A 15,780-nucleotide genomic window follows, 5' to 3' on the forward strand; every position below is an offset into this window, starting at 1 on the left:
ATGCTATTTTTTAACGCTCAATTATTTTTTCTTAAACAGACTGCTCCCCAGGAATATCCTACTCCAAAACCAACAAGCATTACATTTTTGGGATCTCTTGCCGTAAGTGAATTTTTAAAAGCAATAGGGATGGTAGAAGATACGGTATTGCCGTAATCCAGCATGTCGATGACGAAATTCTCCTGAGGAATTTTAATTCTTTTTCTTAAGAAATCGAGCATGAATGTATTGGCCTGATGAAATATAAAAGTATCAATGTCGCTTTTTTCAAATCCGTTTAATTTTAAATTTTCTTCTACAAGGCCGGGAATGGCTTTTGAAGTGAAATCAAAGATCTTAGGACCATTCATATGAAGATAATTATCCCTGTCTTCCGGATCGCCAGTATTTTTATTTCTGACAGCACCATTTTTAACAATCAGGTTTTTGGCACCTTCTCCATCCGTTCCTACGGAAAACTTCAGAATTTCATAGTCCCCGTCTTCGGAGATAAGGGTTGCAGCAGCTGCGTCCCCAAAAAGGCTGATATTTCCTTTATCATCTTCATGAATGTGCTTTGAATAGGTTTCTGCCGTTATCAGAACAACATTCTTCATCATTTTAGAATCAATAAGGGCATTAGCCAGAGATAGTCCGTAAATGTATCCTGAACATCCCTGGTTGATGTCTATGGCTCCGCAGGTTGTATTTAAGCCGGCCTGAGCCTGTACAAGGCAGGCTGTTGCGGGAAGGAAATAATCCGGACTCTGCGTGCATACGAGCAGATAATCTATCGCAGACTTATCAATTTGATGTTCTTCAACAAGTTTATTAAGAGCTTTAACAGCAATATCTGAAGTGAATTCATCCTCTCCGGTAATATTCCTGTTTCTGATCCCTATTTTTTCAAGAATTTTATCACTTTCCCAGTCAGGAAATTTTTTTGAAATCTCCTCGTTGGAAATGACCTTCTCAGGAATATATGTTGAAATATGTTTTATAAAAGCCATTATTTAATATTTACTGTTTTTTCTCAACAATAAAAGAATATAGTTCGTTGATATCTTTGAAGGAGGTAATCTGTTCAGGCTCAATATCTACACCATATTCGTCTTCTATCATTACTTTGATCACCATTGCGGTAAGCGAGTCCCAGTAGCTTTCTTGGCTATATGCTGTTTCAGGTTCTATAACTGTATCTGTATTTTCCAGCTGTGACTGGAAGTTCTTTATAAATTCATTTATTGACATAAGTTTATATTTTAAATTTTTTCAGAATATCTGGAAGTATCGTATTAAAGGTGTCTCTTTTTAATAAATAATAATTATTTTCATCGTCGCTTCTTATCAGCTCCGGCTGAAAGAGTTTGTGATAGCTGTTGACTGAAGCATTTTGTTTTCTTACTTCAAACTGCAGGATGTCAAAATTTAATTCGTTCAGCACAAAGTCTTTCACTGCAATATCTACTTTTATTGAATTTTTGATGTTGGAATAGTCCGGTTTGGAAACCCAGCTGCCAATTTCGGGAAGTCCGGAATCTATTTTATAAACCCTGTAGGTTGCATAATCTTCATTGTTTTCATCAACTGCAATAAAATAAAACTCTTTTTTCTGCTGTTCCCGTTTTTTATAATCCGAGATCCATTGTTTCTGAGCTTCTACATCCTGAGAAGTTTTTGAGATAAATCTGGATTTTTTTTCATTATTCCTGATGGATACTATAAATGAAGCATCATCAGCTTCAACAAATCTTAGTTTAATTCCTTTATATTCAATTACCATCGTATGTTATTTATATTTAGTACCGCCACCATCCAGGTGAAGTGTAGGATAGCTTATTTCTTCTTCGCTGCTTCCTTAAAGCTTTCATAGTCCCTGAAGTAATCTTCTTCGTCATATGCTTCCGAAGCCAGACACAACAGAACTGCATTATGGGAAAACTGAATATCTCGCCATACCAGTTTGGGGATATATAAACCTTTTGTAGGGTGGTCTAAAGTAAAAGTTTCCTTATGGCCATCTTTATCCTCAGTATTAAAGGTGATGGTTCCTGAAACAGCAAATATGAACTGCTGCAGTGCCTTATGGGCATGTCCTCCCCTTGTTACATCATGAGGCGTATAATATGTCCAGTAGACACGTTTTATCTCAAAAGGAACATTTTTCTGAGTCTCTGCTATAGTAATATAACCCAAATGGGATGATCCTATTTTATCGAATGTAATAATTTGCGGTTTATTGTATTCCATTAATCTTATAAAAATTCTTTAAGCCCTCAAAGTTAATTATAAAATTACTATCGGAGTACAGCCTGTTAATATTATGTAATTATGTGTGAAAATTTACATCAAATAAGTCTTTCGGATTAAGGAAAATATAAGATTTTTTACATTAAAAAACTATCGGCTATAAAGCCAATAGTTGTTATAAAGTTCAGAATATGATAATGTTACTTTCTGACGAGCTTCTTAAGGTATTCGCCATAGCCGCTTTTGCCATATTTTTCAGCAGTTTCAAGCAATTTTTCTTCGTTGATGAATTTATTATGGAATGCAATTTCTTCAATACAGCCTATTTTGAAGCCCTGTCTTTTTTCAATAACACTTACAAATTCAGAAGCATCATTCAGGGAGTCAAAAGTTCCGGTATCAAGCCAGGCGGTACCTCTGTCCAAAACGCCTACTTCAAGTTTTCCTTTGCTTAAATAAACATTATTGACATCCGTAATTTCAAGTTCTCCTCTCGCAGAAGGCTGAATGTTTTTTGAGATTTCCACTACTTCATTATCGTAAAAATATAAGCCGGGAACTGCATAATTCGATTTAGGATTTAAAGGTTTTTCCTCAATAGATATAGCTTTAAAATCATTGTCAAATTCTACAACTCCATACCTCTCCGGATCGGAAACGTGATAAGCGAAAACCACTCCGCCATCCGGATTGGTTTTATTCTTCAGCAAAGTGCCCATTTCAGAGCCATAGAAAATATTATCTCCCAAAACCAATGCAACGGGATCATTGCCAATAAATGTATCCCCTAAAATAAAGGCTTGGGCAAGCCCGTCCGGACTCGGCTGTACAACATATTCTATATTACATCCAATCTGGGATCCATCACCTAAAAGTTTGATAAATCCTGGTTGGTCATGAGGGGTTGTAATGATCAGGATATCTTTAATTCCAGCAAGCAACAAAGTTGAAAGAGGGTAATATATCATTGGTTTGTCGTAAACAGGCATCAACTGTTTACTTACTGCAATGGTAAGAGGGTAAAGTCGTGTCCCGGATCCTCCGGCTAATATAATGCCTTTCATCTTTTGTGTGTGTTAATTATATTGATTTTCGTAGTATTTCTGATAATCGCCACTGGTAACATTTTCTAACCACTCTTTATTTTCAAGATACCAATCGATAGTTTTTGAAAGTCCTTCCTCAAAAGTCACAGATGGTTTCCAGCCTAGATCTTTATTAAGTTTAGTCGCATCAATAGCATAACGCTTATCGTGTCCCGGTCTGTCTTTTACGAAAGTGATTAATTTTTCAGAATGACCTTCCGGTTTTCCTAACTTAGAATCCATTTGCTTGATCAATTCTTTCACCAAATCAATATTCTGCCACTCGTTGAATCCTCCAATATTATAAGTTTCACCGGTCTTAGCTTCATTAAAAATCTGATGAATACCTTTTGCATGATCGATTACAAATAGCCAGTCTCTTGTGTATTTTCCGTCACCATAAATTGGCAATGGTCTTTCATTAATAATGTTTGAAATGCACAGAGGAATTAATTTTTCAGGAAAATGATTCGGACCATAATTGTTGGAACAGTTAGATATGATGAATGGCATTCCGTAAGTATTTCCATAAGCTCTTACCAGGTGGTCAGACGCTGCTTTTGAAGCTGAATATGGAGATTGTGGATCATAAGCTGTAGTTTCCAAAAAGAATCCTGTTTCGCCAAGACTTCCGTATACTTCGTCCGTAGAAACATGATAAAATAAATTATTTCTTTTCTCATCAGGAAATCTGCCATGCGTGTGATCCGGATTGAGAGTCCAGAATTCCTTACATAGATTAAGAAGGTTGGCAGTTCCGTTCACATTGGTATTAATAAATGCCATTGGGTCTGTAATGCTTCTGTCTACGTGGCTTTCTGCCGCTAAGTGCACTACAGCGTCAGGGTTGTATTTTTCGAATACTTTTCTTAATTCTTCAGGTTTTGTAATGTCTGCCTTTTCGAAAACGTAATTAGGCTCGTTTTCAATGTCCTTAAGGTTTTCCAGATTTCCGGCGTAAGTAAGGGCATCAAGATTAATGATCGTTGTTTCCGGATTATTTTTTACGAACTCTCTTACAACGTGAGAGCCTATAAATCCGGCTCCTCCGGTAATAATTATATTTTTCATCTATTTATTTTCTATGGTTTTTCTTCCTATACTTTTATAATGAAACCCATTCTGTTGTGGGATTTCTAACGGATACATATTTCTTCCGTCAAAAATGACTTTGTTATTCATTTTCTTAGCCATCAGTTCAAAATTCGGATTTTTAAACTCAGGCCATTCCGTAGCAATGAATAAAGCATCTGCATCTTCAAGAGCATCATACATTCCCTTCGCATAATGGATCTTTTCACCAAGAAGTTTCTTTACATTACTTTCTGCTACCGCATCATACGCAGCAATTTCTGCGCCTTTCTCTAATAAAAGAGCAATATTGTCCAAAGAAGATGCTTCACGGATATCATCTGTGTTAGCCTTAAATGCCAGACCCCACATGGCAATTTTCTTTCCACTGATATTTCCTCCGAAGTATTTCTCAATCTCTGAAACCAGAATTACTTTTTGTGAAGTATTTACTTTTTCAGTAGCCTCAAGGATCTGGAAATTGAAATCCTCCTGGATTCCGGATTTGATAAGGGCTTTTACATCTTTAGGGAAACAGCTTCCGCCATATCCGATACCTGGAAATAAAAAACGGTGTCCTATTCTGTCATCACTTCCCATCCCAAGTCTCACTTTATCTACATCAGCACCTACTTTCTCACAGTAATTGGCAATTTCATTCATAAAAGTGATTTTTACGGCAAGGAATGAGTTGGCGGCATATTTCGTAAGCTCCGATGATTTTTCATCCATAAAGATGATCGGAATTCCTGTATTGGTAAATGGCTGATAAATCTGAGCCATAATATTTTTTGCTTTTTCAGAGCTGGCACCCACAACGACCCTTGAAGGATTCATGGAGTCTTCCACGGCAAATCCTTCTCTTAAAAATTCGGGATTGGAAACTACATCAAAAGGGATGTTCGTTTTAGAAGCAATTACTTCTCTTACTTTATCCGCGGTTCCTACGGGAACAGTACTTTTATTTACAATGACCTTATATTCTGTCATCATTTCTCCAATATTATTGGCAACCTGGATGACATATGAAAGATCTGCAGAGCCGTCTTCTCCCGGTGGTGTTGGCAGTGCGAGGTATATGACTTCGCTTTTGTCTAAAGCTTCTTTAAGATTGGTGGTGAAAAATAATCTTTCGGATTGAATGTTTCTAAGAAACATCTCTTCAAGGTTCGGCTCATAGATGGGAACAATGCCGTTTTTCATACCTTCTACTTTCTTTTCATCAATATCAACACAGTATACTGAATTGCCAAGTTCTGCCAGGGTAGTACCTGTAACCAGCCCTACATAACCTGTTCCTACAATTGTTATATTCAAAATGTATGTTTTTAAATTTCAGGACAAAAATAATAAAAATACTTTCACCTGCCTGTTTAATTTACCTTAATCGAAATTTTAAGGTATTTACTTGATAATTAAGTAGATTTTGCTTTTTTAGAAAAAATGCGTATATTTGCAGTGGATTTACAGGAAAAATGGGAAGGCTTCGGAAGAAAGCCTTTTTTCGTACTGGTAAATCAAGATAATTAATGTATGGAGTTTAGAAAAAGAATTGAAGAATTATTAAATGAATTCCTTGAGACCAGAAAGGATTTATTTCTTGTTGATCTGAAATTTTCTGCAGGAGATGATATTACTGTGATCTTGGATGGTGATAATGGGGTGACTCTTCAGGACTGCCTTGATGCAAGCCGTGCGATAGAGTTTAACATGGATCGTGAGGAGCATGATTTCAGCCTTCAGGTAATGTCTGCGGGACTAAGTGAGCCGCTCGCCGCTCCGAGACAGTTCAGGAAAAATATCGGAAGAGAAATAGAAGTATTGCTGAATGATTCTTCCAAAATTGAAGGTGAGCTGGCAAAAGTGGATGAGGAAAAGATCACACTTATTTTACGCTACCGAAAGCCGAAAGAAGTCGGAAAAGGGAAAGTGGATGTGGAGGAGGAAAAAGAAATTCCTTACTCTGAGATAAAAAAAGCGTTAGTAATAATTAAATTTTAAAAGAAAAAAAAATAAATGGATAATATAGCGTTGATTGAATCCTTTGGTGATTTTAAAGACGAAAAAGGGATCAGTAAGATTGATCTTATGGCAATTATTGAAGATTCACTGAAGACCCTTTTGAGAAAAAGATTTGATTCAGATGATCATTTTGATGTAATTGTGAACCCTGATAAAGGAGATTTTCAGATATTTTTAAATAAAACGATTGTAGAGGACGAAATGTCTGAAGATGACGATCTGGAAATTGAGCTTTCTGAAGCTAAGAAGATTGACCCTACTTTTGAAGTAGGTGAAGATTTTACAATGGAAATCCCTGTTGCCCAACTGGGTAGAAGAAATATTCTTACCTTAAAGCAGATCCTGGCCACAAAACTTCAGGAACATAATAATGCAATGCTTTATGAGCAGTTCAGAGATAAAATTGGGGAAATTGTTATTGGGGAGATTCACCACATCCGTCACAAACATGTGATCTTATTGGATGATGAGGAGAACGAATTCATTTTGCCAAAAGAAAATCAGATTCCATCCGACTTCTTTAAAAAAGGCGAAAATATCAGAGCTATTGTTGAGACAGTAGATTTTAAAGGTTCAAAACCACAGATTATTATTTCCAGAACTGCACCCAAATTCCTAGAGAAATTACTGGAACTGGAAATTCCTGAAATCCAGGATGGAACAATCATGCTTAAGAAAGTAGTAAGAATTCCTGGTGAGAAGGCAAAGATTGCAGTAGATGCTTATGATGACAGAATAGATCCTGTAGGTGCTTGTGTGGGAGTGAAAGGATCCAGAATTCATGGGGTTGTAAGAGAGTTGAGAAACGAAAACATCGACGTGATTCAGTGGTCTAAAAACCCTGAAATCATGGTGAAAAGAGCTTTAGGAAATGTTACCATCAACAAAATTGATATCAACGAGGATGCAAACTATGCACTGGTTTATACTCCGGTTGAAGAGATTTCCAAAGTGATCGGAAAACAAGGACAGAATATCAGACTGGCTTCTTGGTTATCCGGATATGAAATAGATGTTTATAGAGAATCCAGCGAGGATGACGATGTTGATTTGAGAGAATTTAATGACGATATTGAGCAGTGGATTTTAGATGAATTTAAGAAAGTAGGTCTTACTACTGCGAAATCAGTACTGGATAAGGATACCGAAAGCCTTCTGAATATGGTAGATCTTGAAGAAGAAACCATCGAAGATGTAAAACGTATTCTGAGAGAAGAATTTGAAGATTAAGATTTTAATGAATTTTAATAAACAGTAAAAAAGAATACTTTAATTTTAAGAATTAAAAAAAATAGTAAATAATATAGATGCCAAAAATAAGATTAAATAAAGCGGTTAAGGAATTCAATATTTCGATGTCCAGATTAGTAGAGTTTTTACAGTCAAAGGATTTCGAAGTTGAAAACAATCCTAACGCTCAATTAGAAGAAGCGGCATATTCTGCATTGGAGGCTGAGTTTGCCAAAGACGGCGAACAGAGAAAGGCTTCCCATGAGGTGGTGATCACTAAAGTTCCGGAAGAAAAACTGGAAATTGAAGAAAAGAAAACCCCTGAAGTAATAAGAGCTAAAGCAAATAAACCGGAAACTAAAATTTTAGGTAAAATAGATCTTGAATCTAAAACTCCTGAAGTTGAAGAAACTCCTGCGGCGCCAGCACCCGTAGCAGTACCGGTTGAAGAAAAGAAAGAAGAAGTTGTGGCTGAGCCGGAAGTTAAAGCAGCTCCTGAAAAACAGGAATTCAAAGTTCTGGATAAAATCGATCTGTCCCAAATAGAATCTAGAAATAGACCTGTAAAAAAAGATAAACCCAAAATGGAGGAGAAAAAAGAAGAGGAAAAACCGGCAGAACCTGTGAAAGAAACTCCAAAGCAGCTTGAGCCTGCTGAAAATAAGGCAGAGCCTCAAAAACCAGCTGAGCCTGAATCTCAGGAACCTCAGAAAATAGAAACTGTTTATCAGAAGCTTGACGGTCCTAAAATCGTTGGTGAAAAAATTGATTTAACACAGTTTGCACCAAAACCTGGTTCTGGCGCTAAAAAGAAAAGAAAGAGAATTGAGAAACCCGGAGGGCCAAATCAGCAAGGCCAAGGGAATAATCAAAACTCAGGAAATAATAACAATAACCAAGGAGGTCAGGGTAATCGGCCGCAAGGTCAGGGAGGCCCAGGAGGAAACCGTCCACCAGGACAGGGAGGTCCAGGAGGGAACCGCCCGCCAGGCCAAGGAGGTCCGGGAGGTAACCGTTTTGGAAATAACCAAGGAAACCGTCCACCAGGTCAGGGAGGCGGATTCAAAAAAGGTCCAGGCGGAAACAACAACAGACCAGGGCAGAGAACTATGCCTGTTGAGCTTACCGACGAACAGGTTAAGAATCAGATCAAGGAAACTCTTGAAAAATTAACCAATAAAGGAGGTAAATCCAAATCTGCTAAACACAGAAAAGATAAAAGAACCTACCGTAGAGAACAGGATGAACGTCAGCAGGAAATTGATGCTCAGGACAGATCATTAAAAGTTACCGAATTCATCACAGTAGGTGAATTGGCGAGTTTAATGAATGTTTCCCCAACAGAAGTTATTTCTGCTTGTTTCTCTTTAGGTGTAATGGTAACAATGAACCAAAGACTGGAAGCTGATACTTTGTTATTAGTTGCAGATGAATTTGGTTATAAAATAGAATTCTCAGATGCTGACCTTGAAGAGGTGGAATCTGAAGAGGATATGGATACTGAGGAGGATCTTTCTCCAAGAGCACCAATCGTAACGGTAATGGGTCACGTTGACCACGGTAAAACGTCTTTACTTGACTACATCAGAAAAACTAACGTTATTGCTGGTGAGTCAGGAGGAATTACTCAGCACATTGGAGCCTACAACGTAAAATTGGAGAACGGACAAAGAATTACATTCTTAGATACGCCGGGTCACGAAGCATTTACCGCGATGAGAGCCAGAGGTGCTCAGATTACCGATATTGCAATTATTGTAATTGCTGCTGATGATGATGTGATGCCTCAAACGAGAGAAGCAATTTCTCACGCACAGGCTGCAGGAGTGCCAATGATCATTGCCTTGAACAAAGTGGACAGACCAAATGCTAATCCTGATAATATCCGTCAACAACTTTCTGGGATGAATATCCTGGTAGAAGAATGGGGTGGAAATGTTCAGGCGCAAGAAATTTCTGCGAAATTTGGTAACAACATGGATGTTCTTTTGGAAAAAGTATTACTTCAGGCAGAAATGCTTGATCTGAAGGCTAATCCTGACAGAGCAGCTCAAGGAGTTGTTATTGAGGCTTCACTGGACAAAGGAAGAGGATACGTAGCTACTATGTTGGTACAGACCGGAACCCTAAGAGTTGGAGATTATGTAGTGGCAGGTAAGAACCACGGTAAGGTAAAAGCTATGCTTGATGAAAGAGGCAGAAACCTTAAAGAAGCCGGTCCTTCAATTCCTGTTACTATTTTAGGTCTTGATGGAGCACCAACGGCAGGTGATAAATTTAAGGTATATGCAGATGAAAGCGAAGCTAAAATAATAGCCAATAAGAGAGAGCAGTTACAAAGGGAACTTTCAATCAGAACTAAGAAGCATACTACACTTGAAGAACTTGGAAGAAGAATTGCTTTAGGTGAATTTAAAGAATTGAATATTATTCTTAAGGGTGACGTGGATGGTTCAGTAGAAGCATTATCTGATCAGTTACAGAGATTATCTACAGCAGAAATCAACGTTAATATCTTACATAAAGGGGTTGGACAGATCACTGAATCAGATGTTAACTTAGCAACTGCTTCTGACGCAATTATTATCGGATTTAATGTTAGAGCCGGTGCTAATGCTAAAGAATTAGCAGATAAAGAAGAAATAGAGATCAGAACCTATTCAGTAATTTATGCTGCTATTGATGAGGTTAAAGAAGCGATGGAAGGCATGCTTTCTCCTGAGATCAAAGAACAGGTAATCGGTAATGTTGAGATCAGAGAGGTGTTTAAAATCTCTAAAGTAGGTACCATTGCAGGATGTATGGTTCTTTCAGGTAAAGTAACCAGACAATCTAAAGTAAGGGTATTAAGAGATGGTATCGTTAAATTCGACGGAGAGCTGGAAAGCTTGAAGCGTTTCAAAGATGATGTAAGAGAAGTAACCAAAGGTTACGAGTGTGGATTGAACCTGAAAGGTTATAACGACATTGAAGTCGGAGATATTCTTGAAGTTTACGAACAGGTAGCTGTTAAGAAGAAGCTGAAATAATAGTTTTAACAATTATAATAGAATAGAAAAGCCACTTTGTAAAAAGTGGCTTTTTTTGTAATCGCTTTTCTCAATGTCACGAAATGGCGTTGATATAAAAATTATTGTATTATTTTCTTTTTAGTATTGGGGCCGGAATATTCTAGGCAAGTGTTTAATTTATTTAACTTAAATATTAATTGCAGAAATTTATATCAGTAAAAACTTTATCACTTGCTAGTATTGATTTTGTGTGAATGCTTATTATTATTGAGTTTTTTATAATTCAATTTATATTGAAAATAGTGAATTATCTGGAGTTTATCTGTTTTTTTTATCCGTAACTAAGTGATATTCATTATTTTGTTTTTATATTTTTTTTACTAATAGATTAATTTATATTGATTCTAAATTGAATAATATTTATTTTTGTAAAATAGAATTATTTTGATTAATTTAATGTTTTTGTTTCTGTTTTTATAATTATTTATTGTTTTCTTTGATTAATAATTATTCATTAATATGTGATTATTATAATAATGATAAAATTTACTTCTATTTTAATTTTTGTTGTTTGTAAATATTAGGATTTATTAACATATTTGTCGGATGATTATTAAAATTTGTTAATATGAATATTAAATTACGTGTGTTGAGTATTGGTGTTCTGTTTTTTATGAATGGAGTGTACGATGCTCAGAAAAAAAAGATTGACACTGCTAAGACAAAGGATATTGAAGAAGTTGTCATTCTTGGTTACAATAGAACTTCCACAAAACCTAAAGATGTAAGTGCAAATACTACAGTTAATGCTGAAGTTTTGGAGAATAGGCCTAATGTAAGTTTCTTGAATTCATTACAGGGTTCTGCTCCGGGAGTAACCATTGCATCAAATTCAGGTTCTCCTGGTTCTGCAAAAATTGATTTAGTGATTAGAGGTATTTCATCACTTTCGGCAGATACAGAGCCATTAGTGATTATCGATGGTGTACCTACAGGAGCTAATCAATTTAGGAATTTGAATTCAGAGGATATTGAATCTATTTCAATCTTAAGAGATGCTGCCGCTACCTCCATTTATGGTAATAGGGGAGCAAATGGTGTATTGCTTGTGAGAACTAAAGGTGGGAAATTCAATTCTAAGCTGAAGTTAAGTTATTCTGCATTGACCGGGGTAAGTGTAATGCCTAAGAATAAATATAATATAGCAGATTCACACCAATTACTTAGGATTCAAAAAAATGGTGGTGCATTGAAAGGTGCAACGATGACTGATCAGCAAATTGCTGATTTTGATATAAATACTAATTGGGAAAAAACTTTCTTTAAAGCTGATGTTACACAGCAACATAATATTTCAGCGACTTTTGGAGGTGAAAATACATCAGTATATTCCTCTCTTGGGTATTTAGAGCAAGGTGGTCTTGTTCCGAATACTAAGTTCCAAAGATTTACATTTAGAAATAATATTACAGGTAGATCCGAAGATAAAAGATTTAATTATACCGCAATCATTGGTTTGGGATATTCTAAAAGAAGTCAGTTAAATCAAGAAAATAACTCCGGAATAAATGGAAATGTTGTTCAAAATCCATTGCTAGGATCTTTTATTGCTTTACCGTATCTAAAATCAGGTCAGTATGGTAGTGGTAGGGATTTATTTAATGCTATTGGGAATGCTTCTTCAGCAAATGGAAATTTTGCTTATGTTTTAGAGGATGTATTAAGAGGGGATCAGTCTGTATTTGGTAAATTTAATGAAACTTCAATTTTTGCAAGTGCAACTACTTCTTATAAGCTTACAGATGATATTACTCTAAATAACAGAACAGGAGTGGATGTTAAATATGCAAACTCATTTGCAGGAAGACATCCTAACGGCTACCTTTCAATAGTTGTAGCTTCAAATGCAGGAATAGAATATGGAGGGAGTGAAACGATAAACAATTCAAGAGAATTAAACTTTACAACCGTAACGAGTGTTAATTATAATAAAGTATTTGGAGATCATACTATAGGGCTCGGCGCTTATATGGAATATAATAAGGTTCACTTTTATTCTAGCAGCCAGGTGCAAAACGGATTGGATCCAAAGACGTTCGCAATCGGTACCGGAGTAGGATATATTGCTTTTGATCCGGATAAAGACATCTATTTACCAGCAGTAGGTGCGAATAAAGTTACGGCTGGAGCATTGTCTTATTTTGCTACTGCAGATTATGATTTTGCAGATAAATATGGTTTCAGTGGAACATTGAGAAGGGATGGAAGCTATAGATTTGCCCCAGGAAATAAATGGGGAACTTTCTGGTCTGTTGGAGGACGCTGGAATATTGATAAGGAAGGATTCATGAGTGGTTCATTCTTCGATATGCTGAAATTAAGAGCCTCTTATGGTACGCAGGGAAATGCTAACGTTATTGCTGCTGGAGATGATACAAACCCTTTATTGCTTGCAACAGGTATCAGTAGAGAAATTAATGTTGTAGGAAATGGGTATGGGAATACGCCGGGGTACTTTTTGAATAATTTTGCCAATGCCACGGTGCAATGGGAAGAAATAAAGCAGGCAAATATTGGTATGGACTTTAAGTTGCTTAAAAACAGACTTGAAGGAAATATAGATGTCTACAGAAAAAATACAGATATGCTTTATTATAATATTCCATCTTCTGCCATCCTTGGTCAGTATAACTACAGGGGGAATTATGGAAGCCTTAAAAATGAAGGTGTAGAATTAGTATTAAGATACAATGTGCTTGTTAATCCAAACTACAAACTGAGTGTCTTTGCTAATGCATCATATAATGAAAATAAAATTACTAAACTTTTAGTTCCTGTAACGACAGGTTCTTTGCTTCTTGAAGAAGGCGGTACTATTAATGAGTGGAATTTAGTGCCTTATCTTGGAGTTAATCCTAATAATGGGAATGAACTATATCTGGATTCAAACGGAAACGTTGCTGAGCAGGCTTTAGATAAAGACAGAAGAAAAACAGGCAAGAATTATTTTCCTAAATACACAGGAGGCTTCGGTTTAAATAGTGAATATAAAGGGTTTTTCTTAGATGTCCTATTCTCTTTCCAGGCTAAATTCTGGAGATCAGATAACCAGTTGTCTTGGGCTTTAAATCCTGCTTATATGCGTGCCGGATATAATGTGTCTGCGGATTTACTTAACGCATGGACGCCGGATAATCGCGACACAGATATTCCTGCTTTAAATGCACCAGTATCAAGTATAACAGATAGGTTATTGTTTGATGCTTCATATTTAAGAATGAAAAATATCACATTTGGGTATAATGTTCCAAAGAAATTTTTTAACGAGAATGCTGTAATTAAGTCTGCTAAGATTTTTGTTCAGGGTGAAAATATTATGACATGGACTAAGTGGAGAGGATATGATCCTGAAGGATTGGGAACATTCCCATTAAGTGTATATCCTAACCCGAGAACATTCTCACTTGGGGTTAACTTAGATTTTTAATTTACAATTAATGAATTTCAATATGAAAAATATTTTTAAAATAGCAATTTTATCTGCATTTGTTTCTCTGAGCTTGTCTTCTTGTAACGATGCTTTGGATATTATTCAAGATGGGGAACTGAATGCGGAAAATACTTTTGTAAATACCGAAGATATGAATAAGTATCTTAACGGATCTGTATATGCCGGTTTAGATATAACTAATAATTTATTTCTCTCAGCACAATTGACGGATGAACTAGGAATGGGGCCTCAGAATTCAGAATTGGCATTAAGTGCCCATCAGTTTTATCTGGATGTTACCAATGGCCCGACAGCTAATATTTGGTTAGGTAACTATACAACCATCAACAGAGTAAACAGGCTTATGGAAGGTGCTGCTAAAATAACACCACCTGCCGCTGATCAAGCTAAGTATAATAATATATTGGCTCAGGCAAGATTGGTGAGAGCATTTTCTTACTTTACGCTTCTGTCCTATTTTTCTACAGATATGAAAGATCCTAATGCTTTAGGTGTGATGTTGATTGATCATGTCCCTGGATTATCGGAAACGGTGCCAAGAGTTAATAATTCAGCCATTTTTTCTTTTATTGATGCTGATATTGCATATGCTGAAACTAATTTAGCAGCAGTTAATGGCGATTATTTCAGAATAGGTAAGAATTTTCTAAATGCATTTAAAGCAAGATACTATCTGTATAGAGGAATGTATCCTCAGGCTAAAATTGCCGCGCAGGCTGTATTGAATACTTCTGGACTTGTTTTGACTAGCCCATTGTCTTCTTCTATTCCAGGCGCTATTCCTGGTACTTTGGCTCAGAATAATGCTGCACATAAGACATTGAATGATTATTTGACTAGAAACCCTTATGTTAAAATGTTGAATAATACCATTCAAGGAGAGATTTTATTTGCATTAAATAGACCTATAGTAGGGGCATGGGGAAATATTGGCAGTTTATTTGCGTCAAATTCATCATCATTAAATGGTTCTATATTATATGATATGGGGAGAAAGACGTTTAATTTACTGAATGTTCCTGGTGACATTAGGAGATATGCTTATATTGATCCGACGGCTAAAATAGATGCTAACTATGCTACTATTACTACTTATAGAGAGGCAGATGTGCTAGTTATAGATAAATATCCTGGAAGGCCTAAGTTAATGCCGGATCCAGTTTCTACAGATATTTACAGAGAAAAAGTGGTATCTCAGGCGCCATTAAGAAATGATCTTCCTGTTTTCAGACTTTCTGAAATGTATTTTATTCTTGCAGAATGTGCAGTTGAAGAAGGTAATTTTGCTGGTGCTGCTGGATATATAAAGAATGTTAGGGATGCTAGGAGTTATACTACCCCTGTTACCCTGCCTGTTTATTCCGGTAAGCCGGCAGCTTATGCAGATATTCTTTTAGAAAGAAGAAAAGATCTTTATCTGGAAGGGCACAGGTATTTGGATTTAAAAAGATTGGGAGCAATTGCTGGAGTTGCAATTGACAGACATCCAACAGATGATCTTAAATCAATTCCTGTAACGATTCCAATTGATGATTATCGTATGAAATCTTTACCTATTCCAAGAGCTGAAACTCAAGGGAATCCAACAATTCAACAAAATCCGGGATATTAATTTTTTTAA

General features: G+C 36.2%; 12 protein-coding genes. 5 read left to right on the forward strand and 7 right to left on the reverse strand.

All coding sequences use genetic code 11. The annotated features are described in order from the left end of the window. Nucleotides 1-17: 17 nt before the first annotated feature. The 7 genes from LC418_RS03805 to LC418_RS03835 form a co-directional block, all read right to left on the reverse strand. Entirely contained in the window at nt 18-989 is a 972-nt protein-coding gene (locus LC418_RS03805; protein ID WP_223558162.1) for a ketoacyl-ACP synthase III, read from the reverse strand. Nucleotides 990-999: 10 nt separating this feature from the next. After that, nucleotides 1,000-1,230 carry an acyl carrier protein gene (locus LC418_RS03810; RefSeq protein ID WP_223558163.1) on the reverse strand — a complete coding sequence of 77 codons (231 nt, stop codon included), beginning with the start codon at nt 1,228-1,230 and terminating at the stop codon, nt 1,000-1,002. 4 nt (nt 1,231-1,234) lie between these two features. After that, the gene (locus tag LC418_RS03815; RefSeq protein ID WP_111958990.1) at nt 1,235-1,762 is read right to left on the reverse strand and encodes a GNAT family N-acetyltransferase; all 528 of its coding nucleotides are present in this window, start codon (nt 1,760-1,762) and stop codon (nt 1,235-1,237) included. Nucleotides 1,763-1,815: 53 nt separating this feature from the next. Continuing rightward, nucleotides 1,816-2,229 (reverse strand): sugar 3,4-ketoisomerase, encoded by a 414-nt coding sequence (locus tag LC418_RS03820; RefSeq protein ID WP_223558164.1) that lies wholly within the window; start codon nt 2,227-2,229, stop codon nt 1,816-1,818. 200 nt (nt 2,230-2,429) lie between these two features. Next, nucleotides 2,430-3,293 carry a glucose-1-phosphate thymidylyltransferase RfbA gene (rfbA, locus tag LC418_RS03825; protein ID WP_111958994.1) on the reverse strand — a complete coding sequence of 288 codons (864 nt, stop codon included), beginning with the start codon at nt 3,291-3,293 and terminating at the stop codon, nt 2,430-2,432. Between the two features lie 12 nt (nt 3,294-3,305). Further along, nucleotides 3,306-4,385 (reverse strand): dTDP-glucose 4,6-dehydratase, encoded by a 1,080-nt coding sequence (rfbB, locus tag LC418_RS03830; RefSeq protein WP_111958996.1) that lies wholly within the window; start codon nt 4,383-4,385, stop codon nt 3,306-3,308. Then, nucleotides 4,386-5,702 (reverse strand): UDP-glucose dehydrogenase family protein, encoded by a 1,317-nt coding sequence (locus tag LC418_RS03835; protein WP_223558165.1) that lies wholly within the window; start codon nt 5,700-5,702, stop codon nt 4,386-4,388. It abuts the gene before it with no gap. Nucleotides 5,703-5,918: 216 nt separating this feature from the next. Here LC418_RS03835 and rimP point away from each other — a divergent pair, with 216 nt between their 5' ends. The 5 genes from rimP (at nt 5,919) to LC418_RS03860 (ending at nt 15,771) form a co-directional block, all read left to right on the forward strand. Continuing rightward, nucleotides 5,919-6,386, forward strand: a complete 468-nt coding sequence (gene rimP / locus LC418_RS03840) for a ribosome assembly cofactor RimP (RefSeq protein WP_111959000.1) — start codon at nt 5,919-5,921, stop codon at nt 6,384-6,386. A 15-nt stretch (nt 6,387-6,401) separates the two neighbouring features. Beyond that, nucleotides 6,402-7,637 carry a transcription termination factor NusA gene (nusA, locus tag LC418_RS03845; protein ID WP_111959002.1) on the forward strand — a complete coding sequence of 412 codons (1,236 nt, stop codon included), beginning with the start codon at nt 6,402-6,404 and terminating at the stop codon, nt 7,635-7,637. 77 nt (nt 7,638-7,714) lie between these two features. Continuing rightward, a complete protein-coding gene (gene infB, locus LC418_RS03850; RefSeq protein WP_223558166.1) occupies nt 7,715-10,666 on the forward strand; it encodes a translation initiation factor IF-2 in 2,952 nt (983 codons plus the stop codon). A 610-nt stretch (nt 10,667-11,276) separates the two neighbouring features. Continuing rightward, nucleotides 11,277-14,135 carry a SusC/RagA family TonB-linked outer membrane protein gene (locus LC418_RS03855; RefSeq protein ID WP_223558167.1) on the forward strand — a complete coding sequence of 953 codons (2,859 nt, stop codon included), beginning with the start codon at nt 11,277-11,279 and terminating at the stop codon, nt 14,133-14,135. A gap of 22 nt (nt 14,136-14,157) precedes the next feature. Beyond that, the gene (locus LC418_RS03860; RefSeq protein WP_223558168.1) at nt 14,158-15,771 is read left to right on the forward strand and encodes a RagB/SusD family nutrient uptake outer membrane protein; all 1,614 of its coding nucleotides are present in this window, start codon (nt 14,158-14,160) and stop codon (nt 15,769-15,771) included. Nucleotides 15,772-15,780 lie beyond the last annotated feature (9 nt).

The organism is Chryseobacterium lathyri (assembly GCF_019970085.1).
Lineage (GTDB): Bacteria > Bacteroidota > Bacteroidia > Flavobacteriales > Weeksellaceae > Chryseobacterium > Chryseobacterium lathyri.